Consider the following 17478-nt stretch of genomic DNA (forward strand, 5'->3'; position numbering starts at 1 on the left):
TTTTCCAACCATATGCTGTTTTTAAGCTCAGATTTTCTAGCTCTTCTTAAAAAGAGGGTGTGAATCAGTGTTTTATTTTTTAAAGCACACCGGGAACTTATTTCATTGAACTGAACAGATTAGAATTCACAATGCACATTATTTAATACAAGATTTAATACAAGACAGCGTGTGTTCTGCTTGCACGATTCATTGTTTGAACGCTATTAATAACGATGCCAATGTTGTTAACCACCCTTCTGATGAAAGTCGTTGCTATTTCGGGCATCTCAATATACCCTAATTCAACGACACCTATGATTTCATCTTCGAAGAATACAGGTTGGAGAATAAGTACCTTTGGACTGCATCCGCCTAAGGCGGTTTTGATTTTTATGTAGTCTGCCGGAATGTCTTTAAGTATGTGTGCATCCTTATTCTTTGCGACTTGTCCGACCAGACCTTCTCCCAATTTGATTTCTCTGCTGGCGAAATTGGAATCGAATGCGTAGGTACCTGCCACCTGCAAGTTTTTATTTTCATTGAACAGATACAGGGCGCCGATCCTTGCACCAGAGTATTCACCAATACTGCGGATGATGGCGTTGGAGAGTGTTTTCAAATTGCGCTGTCCTCGCATGGCTTCGTCCATAAGTGCATTGCCTTTTAATATCCAGTTCTGCAATTCATTTTCCTCTGATATTTTTTTCAGTTGAAAGTTGGATTCAGCCAGGCTATCCTCAACGATCTTCCGCTTTTTAAAGCTGAGGCGAATAAACTGAAAAAGGACCAGGAATAATATCATAATGACCGCACTTCCCACAAAAAACAACAGAATGCTCTTTTCTACGTTTGCCTCACTAATCTTTCTTCGTTCGGTCAAAAGCGCATTTTCTTTGGTATTTATTGCATCTACAATGCTTTGAACCTTGTTTATTGTCCTGTCAGCTAAGAGATCGGATTGTGCCTTCTGAAAGTCTTTTAGGTTAAAGGCCCAAAGAATCTTACTCATAGCGTAGAGCTTTTGGGAAACCTGGTACCTCAGTGAATCTGCCAGGATACGTTGAGACGGGTCCTCCTTTAACAGGGAGCTCAGTCTGTCAACCGAAGGGTTGATCTTGCTGAGACTTTCATTGTAATCGTCCAGATAATAACTGTTACCTGTTGCTATTAAGCCCCTGACACTGCTTTCTGCCTGCACAATATTTATGAACACCTGGTTTGTGAATTTGATGATCTCCTGAGTGCGATCGACCGAAAGGCTGTCTTTCTGCAGATCACGGATACGATTATAGGATATGATTGCTCCAGTAAATACAAGGATAAGTGTTGTGATAAATCCTGTTAAAACACGTTGTTGAAATGATAACTTTGGCATGATGATTTTTAATTGCCCTGTCTAAGCTTCAAAGCTAAAATTGAAATGTAAACTAAATATTAAATGGGTGTAAACTGTTAATAGTAAGCTATGCTGAGATTTATCTTATGTTTGATTTGTTTACTTGTTTCTTGTCTTGCCGTATTGAAAGCTCCTACCTATCATTTGTGGCTGGTAGCTATACTGGTCACTGAATTTCCTGTTTTTCTGGCTGGAGTTATTATCGTGCTGTTATTGTGGGGAATAAAAGTTGAAAGATTTAATTTGCCCGGGACTCTATCCGCAATCATCGCATTGATGCTGGTGTTAAGTACGCCTGCCAGAGCCTGGCTGCTTGCCGGGGATATAAAAAACGACTTTAGTGCCGGATCATCACCAATCAGCCTGAAGCAGTTATTTTCCGGAAAGGGGACGAGAGAGGTTAGCCCGGATAAGTTGAGTTATGTCAGCAAGGGAGATCATTTAAAAATAAATTTTTTCTCTGCAGTGTCTGCAGGTGAGCGACCTTGCATTATAGTGATTCATGGCGGATCCTGGAAAAGTGGAAATAATGCCCAGCTACCTGAATTGAACTCAGTTTTAGCGTCAGAAGGATATCACGTCGCGGCGGTAAATTATCATCTTGCTCCAAAGTATCAAAGTCCGGTACAGGTAGATGACATCAGATCTGCATTTGAATATTTAAAGAAACACTCAAAGGAATTAAGAATTGATACCAGCCGCTTTGTCTTGCTCGGTAGATCTGCCGGTGCCCAGATTGCATTGGTATCAGCTTATACTATGCACGAGCGCGGAATAAAGGGAGTAATTGATTTTTATGGCCCGGCAGATATGATTTGGGGATACACTCGACCTGCGAGCCCTTTGGTTATGGATTCCCGGAAGGTGATGGAAGATTATCTTGGCGCCACCTTAGAGGTAAAACCTAAATATTATGAGCTGAGCTCTCCAATATATTTTATCACTGCCGACTCTCCGCCAACCCTGATTATCCATGGAGAAAACGATGTTCTGGTTGATTATGAGCATAGCAGGCGTTTACAGAACAAATTGCAGGAGAGCTCTGTTAAGAACTATTTTCTAAGTCTTCCCTGGGCAACTCATGGTTTTGATTATAATATTAATGGCCCCGGCGGACAACTCTCTACTTTCGTTATCAAAAAATTCCTTAAAGATGTTACCCGTTGACGGATTTATCAGAATATTTGAACTTCAATATAAGCATCAGGCCGTTTAATAAAAAGGAGAAGCTATTGGTTACGATAATAGGGAGATCGTCCTTTAGAAAGCCGTAATAAGTCCATAAGCCAGTCCCCGCGAGCAATAAAACAAAAATAAAAGTGGATAATTCACCCGCTTTTTTTGACCGGAATGTTTTTATCAGTTGGGGTATCATAGATGCTGCCGTGAGTATCCCCGCAACTAAGCCAATAATTTCGTTACTAAGTTCCAATATCAGTGCCGGCAGTTTTTTAGATCAGTGCCGGCATTAGTAACATCATATAATCCTTGCTTGTTTCCAAAAGAGTTGGTTATATAGGTAACTATCGCCGCAATGTCTATATCTGTCAACTGATGATTGGCGGGCATTTGCTCGTTAAAGGTCTGTCCGTTAATAATTATTTCTCCGTTAAGTCCATGTTTGACTATACAGGCAAGCTCGTCCCTATGCTGCGTTAAATACACAGTATCTGTCAATGGCGGGATCAATGCAGCCAGGCCCTGACCCTCAGCGCCATGACAATTTTGGCAGTGGGTGTCATAAAGTTTTTTGCCGTTAGTATAGTATCTCGCATAGTTTATATCTCCCTGGCTTTGACATGCTTGAAAAATAGAAATCAGAGAGGTGCTGCAAGCGAGTATAACAAGGAGTTTATTCCTGATCTTTATATTCATCAAGCAAGGTCTTCATGTCAGCAATCATCTGATCTACCTGATCCGGCTTGGTACCATCATAAGCACCTCTAAGCCTTTTTTCTTTATCAACCAAAATAAACCATCCCTGGTGAATATAACCACCGGGCGCATTTTTGTCTTCGTTAACTGCAACGAGGTAGTTTTTTTCTGCGATGTTATAGACATCGTTTTTATTACCCCATAGGAACTGCCACTGATCACTTTCTGCTCCCAGTTTTTTCGCATATGCCTTTAGCTTGGAAGGGGTGTCATATTTGAAATCGATGGTGTGTGAAACTATCCGGACTTGATCATTTCCTTTATATTCCTGAAAGACCTTCATCATATTACGATGCATTACCGGACAAATTGAAGGGCATGAAGTAAAGAAGAAGTCGGTTACATAAATTTTGCCGTCAAGGTCTTTATCTGTAAAAGCAACACTATCCTGGTTCAGAAACCTGAATGAAGGAATGGTTTGATAAAGTGTATCTGTTACTAACTTTCCATCTACGGTCTTTTCTACAGGTTCCCGGTTACCTAAAATTGGTAAGCGTTTCTTGTTATCCGAGGAGCATGAAGCCAAAATTAATATCATGATCACGGACAGTGAGGTAAATTTCATTATAATGCTGCTTGATGTGCCGCAAAGTTAGGTCATTGGGATGAAAGTTTAAAGGGGAGAGTTCGAAGGGTGAGTTTAAAGTGAAGACTTTATAGTTGAGAGCTAAGACTTAAAGTATGCGCATTAGTGAGTTTTGAGCTGAGTTTAAAGTGTTATTGCCAATAAGGCTTAATATAATGCAAAATTCTTAAACTAATAAGCGTGCTTTCTGTGTTTTATTTGCAAATAGCTTTTATAGATAGAGATGTCACAGACAAAGAAAGATTTCCTTCAAATTCATCCCAAAGACAATGTGCTGGTTGCGTTAAGTAATCTAAATGCGGGGAAGCACATTGAGTTTAATGGTCAAGATATAACACTTACTGAAAATATAGCGGCCAAACACAAGTTCTCAATAGGTGATCTGGAGCCGGGGGATGAAATCTTTATGTATGGAGTATTGGTGGGAAAAGCAAGCCGACATATTGGTTCCGGAGGATTACTGGCTGTTTCTAATGTGGAGCATGCTGCAGGTAACTTCGAACTCGGTCCGCGTAAGCTTTCCTGGGAAAAACCTGATGTTTCTAAGTTCAGCGACCGGGTTTTTCATGGTTATCATCGTCAGGATGGAAGTGTTGGTACAGCTAACTACTGGTTGGTTATCCCTTTGGTATTTTGTGAAAACAGAAACATAGAAGTATTAAAAGACGCGCTACAAGATAAGCTGGGCTATAAAAAATCCAGGAAATACGACAATTATGTCGATAATTTGATAGACTCCTATAAAACGGGGAAGGATATCACGGATATTCTAAGTCTTGAGTTAAATGATGATCTCCAGGATTCAGGCAAGAAGCGGTTATTTCCGAATATCGATGGTGTTAAGTTTCTTACGCATGATATGGGCTGCGGCGGAACACGCACGGATTCAGATGCCTTATGTGGTTTGATCGCAGGTTATATCACCCATCCTAACGTGGCTGGGGCAACAATATTGAGTTTAGGCTGCCAGCATTCACAGGTGAGTATTTTAAAAGATGAAATTGCAAAACGCGATGCTTCTTTTGCAAAACCATTGGTAATATTGGAGCAGCAGGTTTTAGGAACTGAACATCAACTGATGCAGGAAGCTTTGAAAAGAACATTTACTGCGCTTATCGAGGTCAATCAGATCAGCAGGAAGCCTGCTCCTCTATCAAAGCTATGTATAGGTCTCGAATGTGGTGGGTCTGATGGTTTTTCAGGGATATCGGCCAATCCGGCTCTAGGTTACGTCTCCGATCTTCTGGTATCTATGGGTGGGTCTGTGATCCTGGCTGAATTTCCAGAACTCTGCGGTGTAGAACAAGAGATGAGTGATCGTTGCATGGATGAGGAAACGGCAAACCGCTTTATTAATCTCATGCGTACCTACAATGCGAGGGCAGAAGCTGATGGATCTGGGTTTTATGCTAATCCATCACCCGGAAACATCAAAGACGGACTGATCACTGATGCTATAAAATCGGCGGGAGCTGCAAAAAAGGGAGGCACATCGCCCGTAACAGATGTTCTCGATTACCCGGAGAAAGTGAAAAAGCCAGGACTTAACTTGTTGTGCACGCCAGGAAGCGATGTTGAAAGCACTACTGCCGAAGTTGGTGCAGGGGCAAATGTGGTGTTGTTCACCACGGGCCTGGGTACTCCAACTGGTAATCCTGTAGCACCGGTGATAAAATTGTCTACCAATACCAGTTTGGCGCTTCGCATGCCTGATATAATAGACATCAATTGTGGTAGCATTATCGAAGGTGCCGAATCGATTGAACAGGCCGGAGAGCGCATCCTCGATTTTGTAATTCAGGTAGCAAGTGGTGAAATTCAGCCAAAATCTGTTAAATTAGGCCAGGATGATTTTATCCCATGGAAAAGAGGTGTTTCATTGTAAAAATTCGCACACATGTTTAGTTTAAAAAATAAATCCGCTGTAATTACAGGTGGCGGAAGTGGTATCGGCAAAGCAATCGCTACGCTTTTTGCAAAGCAGGGAGCAATTGTTCATATCATTGAATTAAGTGAAGAATCAGCTGCACAGACCATTGCTGAGATTAAGGAATTAGGGTCAAGCGCCTACAGTTACAGTTGTAATGTAAGTGATCAAAGGCAGGTATTGGATACTTTTGCTAAAATTTCGAAGGTAGATATCCTGGTAAATAATGCGGGCATTGCCCATGTAGGTAATCTTGAAAAAACCTCAGAGGATGACTTTTTGAGAGTATTTGATGTAAATGTAAAGGGAGCTTACAACTGTTTATACGCCGCTATCCCGTTGATGAAGAAAAACGGAGGCGGGGCTGTTGTAAACATGGCCTCCATTGCATCTGTTGTCGGAATCTCAGACCGTTTTGCTTACTCTATGAGTAAGGGCGCTATTTATGCCATGAGTATGTCGGTTGCCCGTGACTATATTAACGATAATATACGTAGTAATACCATATCTCCGGCAAGAGTGCATACACCTTTTGTCGACGGTTTTATTGCCAAAAATTATCCGGGTAAAGAAGCTGAGATTTTTGATAAGCTCTCCAAAAGTCAGCCAATTGGCCGAATGGGTAAGCCGGAAGAAGTAGCTTCGCTCGCTCTGTATCTATGCTCGGAAGAAGCAGGCTTTGTTACAGGGAATGACTATGCGCTTGATGGCGGATTTATCAAACTGAACAATTAAGGAGTTGTAAGTTTTTATCGCTTAACCAAAGAATTCAATTTAAATAAGTTTTAATGCGCCAGACGGCGAAAATATAAATTATGAAACTGATCAGACACGGAGAACTTAACAAAGAAAAACCAGGAATTGTCCTGGATGATGTTTACTATGATGCATCAACATTTGGTGAAGATTACAATGAGAGTTTTTTTGAATCAGACGGATTAGCTCGTCTTTCACAGTTTGTGGAGGAAAATAAAGCTAGTCTTCAAAGACTTCCGGAAGGAATCCGTTTAGGATCTCCTGTGGCCAGGCCCTCTAAAATTGTTTGTATAGGCTTAAATTATGCAAACCATGCAACTGAAACAGGCGCAGCATTGCCTGCAGAACCAGTGGTGTTTATGAAAGCTACATCGGCGTTGGCAGGACCTTTTGACGATGTGATAATACCCAAAGACTCAGTAAAAACCGACTGGGAGGTAGAGCTGGCGTTCGTGATTGGAAAGAAGGCAAGTTATGTTGAAGAAGCTGAGGCAATGGATTATGTTGCAGGATACTGTCTCCATAACGACGTTTCAGAAAGGGAATTTCAATTGGAAAGAGGTGGTACCTGGGATAAGGGAAAAGGCTGTGATACATTTGCTCCTATTGGTCCATTCATGGCTACAAAAGATGAAATCGCTGATCCTGATAATCTTCGTTTATGGCTAAAGCTTAATGGCAAAACGATGCAGGATGGAAACACTTCTGATTTCATTTTTAGAATACCTTATTTAGTTGCTTACCTCAGCAAATTTATGTCGTTGCTTCCGGGCGATATTATATCAACCGGAACACCTGCTGGTGTAGGCCTGGGAATGAATCCTCCATTGTATGTTAAGGACGGGGACGTTATAGAACTTGGCATCGATGGGCTGGGTGTGTCTAAACAAGTGTTTAAAGCATATTCAAAAAGTTAATATGGACTTAAAGCTTCAGGAAAAAGTATTTATTGTCTCCGGTGGTGCGAAAGGGATAGGCGAGGGTATAGTAAAGGTACTTGCCCGCGAAAAAGCTATTCCTGTAATTATTGGCCGCAACCAGGATGATAACTTAAAGACACTGGCAGAGGTTGAAGCTGAAGGTGGAAAAGCATTTCAGGTGACCGCCGAACTAAGTGATCCTGAAGAATGTCGTAAGGCAATAGATGAAATATTGACACAATTCGGTCGAATTGACGGATTGGTTAATAACGCAGGCGTTAACGATGGCATTGGTTTGGAAAAAGGAGATTATAAAGGCTTTGTTGCAAGTTTGCATAAAAATGTGATCCATTATTATTTGCTTGCTCATTACGCCCTGCCTTCCTTGATAGAAACCAAAGGATCGATCGTAAATATCAGTTCAAAAACTGCTGAAACAGGTCAGGGTGGCACATCAGCGTATGCAGCTTCAAATGGTGCCCGGAATGCTTTAACCAGGGAATGGGCTGTAGAACTGCTGGATTATGGTATCAGGGTGAATGCGCTGGTAGTTGCAGAATGCTGGACTCCTCTTTACGAAAGATGGATAAACAGTTTGCCTGATGCAGGGGAAAAGCTGAAAGAAATAAATTCACGTATTCCTTTCGGGGGAAGAATGACCACTGCTGAAGAGATAGCAAATACGACAGCTTTTCTGTTGTCTGAATGTTCAAGCCATACTACTGGTCAGCTAATACATGTTGATGGAGGGTATGTGCATCTTGACAGGTCTGTACGCTCTGCATAACAATTCATAACAATATTAATTTTCTTGTTTTATTTTTACTTTACCTTCCCGGAGTTTTGTTGGCTCCGGGTTTTTTGTTAATAAAAAAAGCATCGCCTCCCAAGACGATGCTAATTTTTTAATTTGTGATGAGTATATATTGAACAGTAGCTGATAGTGTGTTATCTCAGCTAAACTGGGTGTTGCGCTGTTATGTCTGGTATATAGCAGAGATTGTGCCAAACTTATTTTGACGCCTAAAAAAAGAGATTTTTCTTAACAACGCCGCCTTCTTTTTAAACTATCCACATGTCTGTTCAATTCCCGAAAATTATCACACCTTTGCAGTTTGGCGTTTGAACGCCGGTTGATATAACTGGTCTAAGTTCCGGAATCTGTCATTTGAACATGAAAGTAGTAATAGCAGAGAAACCCTCAGTAGCCCGTGAACTTGCAAAAGTTTTTGGTGCTACAGGCAAAAAGAATGGATATATTGAAGGGAAAAATTATTCTTTTACATGGGCATTCGGCCATTTGTTACAATTAGCCCCTCCTCAGGATTACGGTTACTATGGCTGGAGAGAGCAGAACCTTCCCATGCTTCCCCAAAAGTTTAAACTGGCTATACGAAAAGTCAAAACGAAGGACGGTATTGTTGAAGACCCCGCTGTTCGGAAACAGCTGGACATTATTAAAATGTTGTTTGACGAAGCTGAGGAAATAATTGTGGCAACGGATGCCGGACGGGAGGGAGAGCTCATTTTTCGCTATATCTATCATCACCTTAAGTGCAAAAAGCCGTTCCGAAGATTATGGATATCTTCACAAACTGATTCCGCCATAAAAGATGGCTTCCGGAATTTGAAACCCGGCGCTGATTACGATACCTTATTCAGTTCAGCCCATTGCCGGTCTGTGTCTGACTGGCTTGTGGGAATGAATGCGACGCAGGCACTGAGTATTTCAGCGGGCAACCGTTCGGTGCTTTCTCTTGGCAGGGTACAAACACCCACTCTGGCTATGATCTGCGCGCGATACCTGGAAATGAAAAACTTTGTTCCCCAGATATTTTTCCAGGTAAGTATCCTCCTGAATAAAAACGGACAGACGTTTAAGGCGGTATCTGTACAGAACTTCAAAGAAAAAAGCCAGGCTCAGGAAGTGTTCGACAAAGTGCTGGATGTTGCTTCCGGGCATGCCACAGGTGGTCTCATTTTGAATGTTGAGGCGAAGTCGAAAAAAGAACCACCTCCTTTGCTACACGACTTAAGCAGCCTTCAGCAGGAAGCAAATAAACGAAAAGGGTATACCGCCGATCAGACGCTTGCAATCTTGCAAAATTTATATGAGAGTAAGCTGGTTACCTATCCCCGAACAGGTAGTCGTTATATCGGAGATGATATATTTGCTACGGTTCCGGCTCTAATCGAAAAGTTGCAAAGCCATCCCGACTTCGGAAAACATGCCCAGTTTTTAGGTACTATACCGCTTAATAAACGGAGTGTTAATGCCAAGAAAGTGACAGACCACCATGCCATATTGACGACAGGTGAAAATCCTGGTTATCTTTCAGAGGACAGGCAGGCGGTTTATGATATGATCGCGGGAAGGATGCTCGAAGCTTTCCATAAAGAGTGCCTTAAGGATCTCACTAAACTGACTATAGAGTCTGGTTCAAAATTTACCGCAACAGGTACGGTGATCAAATCCGCTGGTTGGCGTTCAGTTTTTAACGAGGCAGATGAGGAGAAAAAAGATGAAGACAATGCGAGTTTACCTAAGGTTGAAGCCGGAGAACCATTACCGATAGAAAATAAAGCGCTGCTTGAAAAGCAAACCAAACCTAAGCCTCTGTATACTGAAGCTACATTATTAAAAGCACTCGAGACGGCAGGCAAGGAGATTGAGGACGAGGAGTTACGTTATGCAATGAAAGAAAGTGGTTTGGGAACTCCGGCCACCAGGGCATCTATTATTGAAACCCTGATAACACGGGAATATATTTTGCGGGAAAAGAAAAACCTGGTCCCCACAACAAAAGGTCTGGCTGTTTATGAGGTGGTTAAAGACAAAAAAATAGCCCAGGCAGAACTGACCGGAACCTGGGAAAAGCGGCTCGAAGAAATAAGATCTGGAGCCTCTGTACATGATTTTAAAGAAGAAATTAAGGCCTATACCCGAACCATTACCACCGAACTCCTTCGTGCCGGGAAAACTCTGGCGTCGGTTGTCAATGCAGAACTAATAAAATAAAAATATGATTGTTATAACAAGTTACAAAGAGTTTGAAAGCTATCTTGGCAAGGAAATAGGGGTATCTGACTGGCATTCTATTAGTCAGGACCAAATTAATAAGTTTGCTGATGCCACATTAGATCATCAATGGATCCATACAGATCCTGAGAAAGCCCGGACCGACAGTCCGTTTAAGGCCACCATTGCTCATGGGTACCTTACATTGTCGCTGATACCGTATTTATGGAAGCAGATCACAGATATCCAAAACCTCAAAATGGAGATTAACTATGGTATCGAAAATTTAAAATTTGGCCAGGCGGTTGTTGTTGAAAGTGCTGTGCGATTGAAAGTTAAACTAAATAATATTATAAATCTGCGAGGAGTAACCAAAGCGACGATTGGTGTGGAGCTCGAAGTGAGCGATCAGAAAAAGCCTGCTTTTACCGGTGAAGTAGTGTTTTTATACCACTTTATTGATTAACACAAACCGCGCATTTGACAGATATTACATTGGCCTGTTTTTCAATCTTTGCTATTCCTATACTTTTGCACCTCAAAATCGTCTAAGCTATGAAACAGAAAGGGAGCACTTTGCTAATTTTGATCCTGGGCACGTTAACAGCCCTGGGTCCTTTTTCAATTGATATGTACCTGCCGGGTTTTCCGGCAATTGCTGATGATCTTAACTGCTCAGTTGCGGATGTCTCCCTATCCTTATCAAGCTTTTTTATAGGAATATCAGGTGGGCAATTACTGTATGGACCTCTGTTGGACCGCTATGGGCGTAAAAATCCATTATATTTTGGTTTGGCTATATACATACTGGCGTCGTTTGCCTGTGTTTTTGCAACCACTATAGAGGCTCTCATCATTCTGCGATTTGTTCAGGCAGTGGGCAGTTGCGCTGCGGCGGTTGCTTCGGTGGCTATGGTAAGAGATTTATTTCCAGTGGAAGATAGTGCCAAAGTGTTTTCGCTTCTTATGCTTGTAGTAGGGGTTTCGCCTATGATAGCTCCAACAGCCGGAGGTTATGTTACAGCTGCATTTGGATGGCATTCGGTTTTTGTGATACTTACCCTGATGGCCGCCTTAATTTTAGTGGCTGTGTATTTTAAATTGCCAGAGAGCAGCAAACCCGACCCTTCATTTTCCCTGAAGCCACGTCCTATTCTTCTAAACTTCTTAAATGTCGTTAAGGAAAGCCAGTTTACTACTTACGCTATTACGGGGGCAATCGCCTTTGCAGGACTCTTTGCGTATGTAGCAGGTTCCCCACTAGTTTTTATGGAAATATTTAGTGTGAATGAGAAAGAATACGGCTGGATATTCGCCTTGCTTTCTGTTGGTTTTATTGGCGGAAGTCAGGTGAACAGTTTCTTACTAAAAACATTTAAAAGTGAACAGATTGTGCTCACGGCCCTTATTTGCCAGTCGGTAGTTGGTGTTTTGTTTTTCATCGGTACTGCAAATAACCTGCTGGGGCTCACAGGGACTATTTGTATGCTTTTTGTATTTCTTGCTTGTCTCGGTTTTACATTTCCAAACGCATCCGCCTTGTCCCTGGCGCCGTTCTCGAAGAATGCGGGCAGCGCTTCTGCCTTGATGGGAGCAGTACAGATGGCCATAGGGGCAATGGCATCGATCGCTATCAGTGTATTCAGCAATCATACCGCCATTCCAATGGTAGGGGTTATGGCGGCGTCCGCAATACTTGCCCTGCTTATTCTGCTTATAGGAAGAAGAAAGATCCGCTACCAGGTTGATAAGCAACCTGTAGCTGAATTGATAAACGAGGTAGTGATCTGATCGTTTTCATTCTGTTGGCGAGGTCAGTTCTGGATAGTCTCTGATCCTTCAAGTGATCAGTTATAGTTTTCCGTTTTAGCAAAGGAAAAACGTCCTAAAACTTTTCAACAGGGAAGTTCATACTCGCATAATTTCTTATCTTCGCAGGTCGCATTACAGCGACTTTTAATTCAAAAAAGGAACGATCAAACAATGGCCGACGAAACAGAGAACGAAAATCTACAACCTGCTAACGACCGGATAATACCTATAAACATTGAGGAAGAAATGAAAGCCGCCTATATCGATTATTCGATGTCGGTAATCGTTTCTCGTGCTCTGCCTGATGTAAGAGATGGCTTAAAACCAGTACATCGCAGGGTCCTTTACGGTATGCTTGATTTAGGTGTAACCAGTGGTAAACCTTATAAAAAATCTGCACGTATTGTTGGTGACGTGCTTGGAAAGTATCACCCGCATGGTGACTCTTCCGTTTACGATACTATGGTACGTATGGCCCAGGACTGGAGTTTACGGTATCCACTGGTAGATGGCCAGGGAAACTTTGGTTCAATCGACGGTGACAGCCCTGCGGCAATGCGTTATACAGAGGCAAGATTGAAAAAGATTGCTGAAGAGATGCTGGCAGATATCAATAAGGATACTATTGACTACCAGTTGAACTTTGATGACTCTCTGGAAGAGCCTACTGTACTGCCGTCAAAAATTCCTAACCTTTTGGTAAACGGAGCATCGGGTATCGCGGTAGGTATGGCCACTAACATGGCTCCGCATAACTTAAACGAAGTTATTGATGCCACCGTTGCTTATATACAGGATAGGGAAATTGACATCGCCGGGCTAATGCAGCATGTTAAAGGTCCCGATTTCCCGACAGGTGGTTTTATTTACGGGCATTCGGGTGCAAAAGATGCGTATGAAACCGGACGCGGACGTATTGTGATGCGGGCTAAAGCCGAAATTGAAACCTATGGTAATGATAGAGAGCGGATCATTGTAAATGAAATACCTTATCAGGTGAATAAAGCAATGATGATCGAGCGGACAGCCGAACTAGTCAATGAAAAAAAACTTGAAGGGATCTCCGAAATCCGCGATGAATCTGACCGTGACGGAATGCGTATCGTTTACGAAATTAAGCGTGATGCCAATTCTTCTATCGTCTTAAACAACCTTTATAAATACACGTCTTTACAGACTTCCTTTAGTATCAACAGTATTGCGCTTGTACATGGCCGGCCAATGATGCTGAATTTGAAAGATATCATAAGGCACTTTGTTGATCATCGCCATGAAGTAGTAGTAAGAAGAACAAGGTTTGAACTCGCCGAAGCTCAGAAAAGAGCCCATATCCTCGAAGGTTTACTTATAGCTTTAGATCATCTGGATGAAGTTATCCGATTGATTCGGAGCTCTGAAACTCCTGATGATGCAAGGACCGGTTTAATTGAGCAATTCGGTTTATCCGATATTCAGGCCCGTGCTATTCTCGATATGACTCTTCGCCGGTTAACAGGACTTGAAAGAGATAAGATCAAGGAGGAATATGCAGAGTTAATGAAAACTATCGACTATTTGAACTCTGTTTTGGCCGACGAAGATCTGAGAATGAAGATCATCACCGATGAATTATTGGAGATCAAAGAAAAATATGGTGATGCCAGGAAAACTCAGATAGTTCATTCTGCGGAAGATATGACCATGGAGGACTTTATCGAAGATGAAGGGGTGGTAATTACTATATCGCACGAAGGATATATCAAGCGTACTCCGCTTACAGAGTACCGTACTCAGGCAAGAGGTGGTAAAGGCTCCTTAGGGTCTAACTCCCGAGATAAAGACTTTATCGAGCATATTATTATAGCCTCTAATCATAACTACATGCTGTTCTTTACCGAAGCCGGACGTTGTTTCTGGCTGCGGGTGTTCGAAATACCGGAAGGCAGCCGGACAAGCAAGGGAAGAGCGGTTCAGAATATTATTAATATTCCTAAAGAAGAAAAGATCAAAGCTTTTATAAAAGTAAAAAATCTTAAAGATCAGGAATACCTGGAGAATAACTTTATTATGATGTGTACTAAAAAGGGTACTATTAAAAAGACTTCTCTTCAGGCATACTCGCGTCCGCGTGCAAATGGTATCAATGCGATCAATATTAACGAGGGCGATCAATTATTGGAAGCTGCACTTACCGACGGTAACAGCGAAATTGTAATGGCGCTGCGTTCCGGACGTGCTATCCGTTTCAACGAATCGAAAGTAAGGCCGATGGGTCGTACGGCAACAGGTGTAAGAGGTGTTACCCTGGCCCACGAAAAAGACGAAGTGGTGGGTATGATCAGTGTAAACAGTCCGGAAGTTACGGTGCTGGTTGTTTCTGAAAACGGATACGGTAAACGTACCGACATTGAAGATTATCGTGTAACCAACCGGGGCGGTAAAGGTGTGAAAACCATTAACGTGACTGAAAAAACCGGGGAGCTTATAGCGATTAAAGATCTTACAGAAAAAGACGATCTGATGATCATCAATAAGTCGGGTATTGTGATCAGGATTGCGGTTAGTCAGTTAAGAGTAATGGGCAGAGCCACACAAGGTGTACGCTTAATTTCTTTAAAAGGTGATGATGCAATTGCCTCTGTTGCAAAAGTGGAGCACGATGATGACGAAGTGATTGATACCGATGCGATAGCTGAAATTTCGGATGAAGAATTAGCAGCTGCGGCAATCACGGAGCCTGAGGAGATTGAAGATGAATCAGAGCCTGATGATACCAATGAAGAAGATGATACGTTAGAAGAAGAATAATGAACTAATCCGGAGCTAAGCTTTCCGGATTATTAATTTATTTTAAGTTTAATAAATTGAATGACTATATGAAGAGGGCAGGATTACTTATAGCTGCTGTATTTTGTTTGTCGGGACTTTCCGCCCAGACATTTACGAAAGAAGCTATGAATAATTTTGCCCTTTATACATCAAAAGGGGAATTTTCAAAATTAGAAAGTGCCCGAAAGAATATTGACGACGGTTATAAAACAAAAAGAGACTCGTTTACCTACAAAAATAATCTCATACGTGCGCTGGTATATTCTTCCTTAGCTTATGCGGACTCTCTTCGCAAGCTAAAATATGTTAAGGATCCGATTCAGGAAGCCGAATTTTCGTTGCGAAGGTTAAAGAATCCTAAATTAAACGACGAACATGAGCCCGAGTTGAAATACATTGATAAACAGCTGGCAAAAGCCTGGCTGATCAGAGCGAACAAGGCGGTTTCTGGATTTAAATATTTGCAGGCGTTTGAGGCGTTTAAAACGGTAGACTCACTCGATGCTGGTAACTTTTTAGTCCGCTATAATCTTGCTGTCCTTGCCGAAAAACTTGGTTATACCCGGCAGGCTATCCGGTATTATGAAATCATAATTTCCGACAAACAGCGCACTCAACCTGATTATTACCTTGCATTATCAAATTTGTATGATCTGACTAAAAACCATAACCGGTCTCTGGAAGTATTGCAGGAAGGCAGGAAAGTCTTTCCTGGCAATAAAGACATCCTGTTTAAAGAGATTAATATATATGCGGATAACGGCTCCTATGAAACACTTGAAAAAATTGTTATGGATGCTCTTGCCCTTGATCCGGATAATGTAAACCTGAACTATCTTGCCGGTTTTGCCTATGAAAGCATGGGTAAAAAAACAAAAGCCGAAGAGTTTTATAAAAAAGTGATCAGCGAAGAACAAAATAGTTATCAAGGTCATTATTCATTAGGTTTATTGTATTTAAATTTATTTTTGAAGGCAACAGAAAATAAAGAGTCATATCTTGCCCTGGCAAAGAAACATCTAACCATGGCAGGGGATATAAACCCTAATTCTGTAAATGCTCTTAAATCGTTGGCTGTATTGTATACCAATACCGGAAATATGATTGAATTGCAAAAGGTGAATAACAAACTAAAACAATTTATATTTAATTAAATAATTAACACAGTATGAAAATGAAGTCATTTATTTTGGCTGTAGCTGTAACGGGGATATCCTTTACAGCATCTGCGCAAAAAAGTGCAATTAGCTCTGCCAAAACTGAATACGAGAAATTTTTAGCCATCAAGGCTCAGCCTAAATTATCCATTCCTTCTTTGAAAGCTGCAAAAGAAGCAATTGACAGGGCTGTTGTTCATGAGAAGACTAAAGAGGATGTAAACGCGTGGACTTACAAAGCACTTATTTATTCAGAGCTTGCAGCGGAAAAAACCACAACGAGCGCCGATGTAATTGCTCAGGCTGAAGAAGCTATACAAAAGGCATCTTCTCTGGATAATGCAGGAGCGAATAAAGACAAACTAAAGTCTGCTAACCAGTCGCTTTATTATCTTCAGGTTCAAAGAGGTAAAGACTTTTACGACAAAAAAGATTACACAAATGCGTATACTGAATTCAATAAAGGTTTAAAATACGCACCTGGTGATACCACTGCTGCTTATGCTGCAGGTATTTCTGCGATGTATGCAAAAGATTACCCCAATGCGATAGCGAGATATAATGAATTGCTTAAAACTGATTACTCGCAGTTGGAAGGTGTGTACTCCAATCTTTCCATCCTTTATGCCGGACAAAAAGATACTGCTTCAGCTATAAGAGTGTTATCGGAAGGGGTGAAGAGGTTCCCGAAAAGTACTGATCTTGCTACCAGAGAGATTGAGTTCAGCCTGATGTCGGGCAAACAGAAAGAAATCATAGAAAAGATCACACAGCAAGTAGCGGCAAATCCAACCAACAGATTATATCCTTTTTATTTAGGAATTGCCTATAATGCTACAGGGGATAACAAAAAGGCTGAGGAAGCTTATAAAAAAGCTATTGAAGTTGATCCGAATTATACTGATGCTTACATAAATATAGGCGGTTTGATTATGAACAATGGCATTGATATGTATAATAGAGCGAATAAGCTTCCAACCAGTAAGGTTGCTGAATACAATGCACTTAAAAAACAATCCTCTGCGGAGTTTGACCGCGCTCTACCTTATCTTCAAAAATCAGTTGAGCTTGATCCTAAATCGAACATTGCACTTCAGAATCTGAAAAAATATTATTCTATAAAAAATAATACCGCTAAGGTTGCTGAAATTGATGCTAAGCTAAAGGCTTTGGAATAAGC

General features: G+C 41.5%; 15 protein-coding genes. 11 read left to right on the plus strand and 4 right to left on the minus strand.

The genetic code is table 11. From position 1 onward, the window contains the following. Positions 1 to 154: 154 nt before the first annotated feature. Entirely contained in the window at positions 155 to 1357 is a 1203-nt protein-coding gene (locus J3P37_RS14335) for a CHASE3 domain-containing protein (RefSeq protein WP_256012038.1), read from the minus strand. Positions 1358 to 1447: 90 nt separating this feature from the next. On the opposite strand from J3P37_RS14335, the gene J3P37_RS14340 reads away from it, so the two are divergent. Then, entirely contained in the window at positions 1448 to 2545 is a 1098-nt protein-coding gene (locus J3P37_RS14340; RefSeq protein WP_256012039.1) for an alpha/beta hydrolase, read from the plus strand. Here J3P37_RS14340 and J3P37_RS14345 read toward each other — a convergent pair. Genes J3P37_RS14345 through J3P37_RS14355 form a run of 3 tightly spaced genes read right to left on the minus strand, consistent with a single transcriptional unit; the run spans position 2535 to position 3878 of the window. Then, positions 2535 to 2810: a SemiSWEET family sugar transporter gene (locus tag J3P37_RS14345; RefSeq protein WP_256012040.1), complete on the minus strand. Its 276-nt coding sequence runs from the start codon at positions 2808 to 2810 to the stop codon at positions 2535 to 2537. The genes J3P37_RS14340 and J3P37_RS14345 overlap by 11 nt on opposite strands. A gap of 2 nt (positions 2811 to 2812) precedes the next feature. After that, entirely contained in the window at positions 2813 to 3253 is a 441-nt protein-coding gene (locus tag J3P37_RS14350) for a c-type cytochrome (protein WP_256012041.1), read from the minus strand. After that, the gene (locus J3P37_RS14355; RefSeq protein ID WP_256012042.1) at positions 3231 to 3878 is read right to left on the minus strand and encodes an SCO family protein; all 648 of its coding nucleotides are present in this window, start codon (positions 3876 to 3878) and stop codon (positions 3231 to 3233) included. Before J3P37_RS14355 ends, J3P37_RS14350 begins: the two co-directional genes overlap by 23 nt. A gap of 244 nt (positions 3879 to 4122) precedes the next feature. On the opposite strand from J3P37_RS14355, the gene J3P37_RS14360 reads away from it, so the two are divergent. The 10 genes from J3P37_RS14360 (at position 4123) to J3P37_RS14405 (ending at position 17476) form a co-directional block, all read left to right on the plus strand. Next, complete coding sequence (locus tag J3P37_RS14360; protein ID WP_256012043.1) at positions 4123 to 5784, plus strand: UxaA family hydrolase; 1662 nt, start codon at positions 4123 to 4125, stop codon at positions 5782 to 5784. A gap of 12 nt (positions 5785 to 5796) precedes the next feature. Further along, positions 5797 to 6561, plus strand: a complete 765-nt coding sequence (locus J3P37_RS14365; protein WP_256012044.1) for an SDR family NAD(P)-dependent oxidoreductase — start codon at positions 5797 to 5799, stop codon at positions 6559 to 6561. Positions 6562 to 6641: 80 nt separating this feature from the next. Beyond that, positions 6642 to 7499 (plus strand): fumarylacetoacetate hydrolase family protein, encoded by an 858-nt coding sequence (locus J3P37_RS14370; protein WP_256012045.1) that lies wholly within the window; start codon positions 6642 to 6644, stop codon positions 7497 to 7499. Between the two features lies 1 nt (position 7500). After that, the gene (locus J3P37_RS14375; protein WP_256012046.1) at positions 7501 to 8289 is read left to right on the plus strand and encodes an L-fucose dehydrogenase; all 789 of its coding nucleotides are present in this window, start codon (positions 7501 to 7503) and stop codon (positions 8287 to 8289) included. A gap of 387 nt (positions 8290 to 8676) precedes the next feature. Beyond that, entirely contained in the window at positions 8677 to 10521 is a 1845-nt protein-coding gene (topB, locus tag J3P37_RS14380) for a DNA topoisomerase III (RefSeq protein ID WP_256012047.1), read from the plus strand. A gap of 4 nt (positions 10522 to 10525) precedes the next feature. Next, positions 10526 to 10987: a MaoC family dehydratase gene (locus tag J3P37_RS14385; RefSeq protein WP_256012048.1), complete on the plus strand. Its 462-nt coding sequence runs from the start codon at positions 10526 to 10528 to the stop codon at positions 10985 to 10987. 89 nt (positions 10988 to 11076) lie between these two features. Beyond that, on the plus strand, positions 11077 to 12312 hold the full coding sequence (locus tag J3P37_RS14390; protein ID WP_256012049.1) for a multidrug effflux MFS transporter: 1236 nt from the start codon (positions 11077 to 11079) through the stop codon (positions 12310 to 12312). A gap of 192 nt (positions 12313 to 12504) precedes the next feature. Further along, positions 12505 to 15120 carry a DNA gyrase subunit A gene (gene gyrA / locus J3P37_RS14395; protein ID WP_256012050.1) on the plus strand — a complete coding sequence of 872 codons (2616 nt, stop codon included), beginning with the start codon at positions 12505 to 12507 and terminating at the stop codon, positions 15118 to 15120. A gap of 68 nt (positions 15121 to 15188) precedes the next feature. Next, positions 15189 to 16295, plus strand: coding sequence for a tetratricopeptide repeat protein (locus J3P37_RS14400; protein ID WP_256012051.1), 1107 nt, complete (start codon positions 15189 to 15191; stop codon positions 16293 to 16295). Between the two features lie 20 nt (positions 16296 to 16315). Then, positions 16316 to 17476: a tetratricopeptide repeat protein gene (locus tag J3P37_RS14405; RefSeq protein WP_256012052.1), complete on the plus strand. Its 1161-nt coding sequence runs from the start codon at positions 16316 to 16318 to the stop codon at positions 17474 to 17476. The last annotated feature ends 2 nt before the right edge of the window (positions 17477 to 17478 follow it).

The organism is Desertivirga xinjiangensis, assembly GCF_024436435.1.
Taxonomy (GTDB): Bacteria; Bacteroidota; Bacteroidia; order Sphingobacteriales; family Sphingobacteriaceae; genus Desertivirga; species Desertivirga xinjiangensis.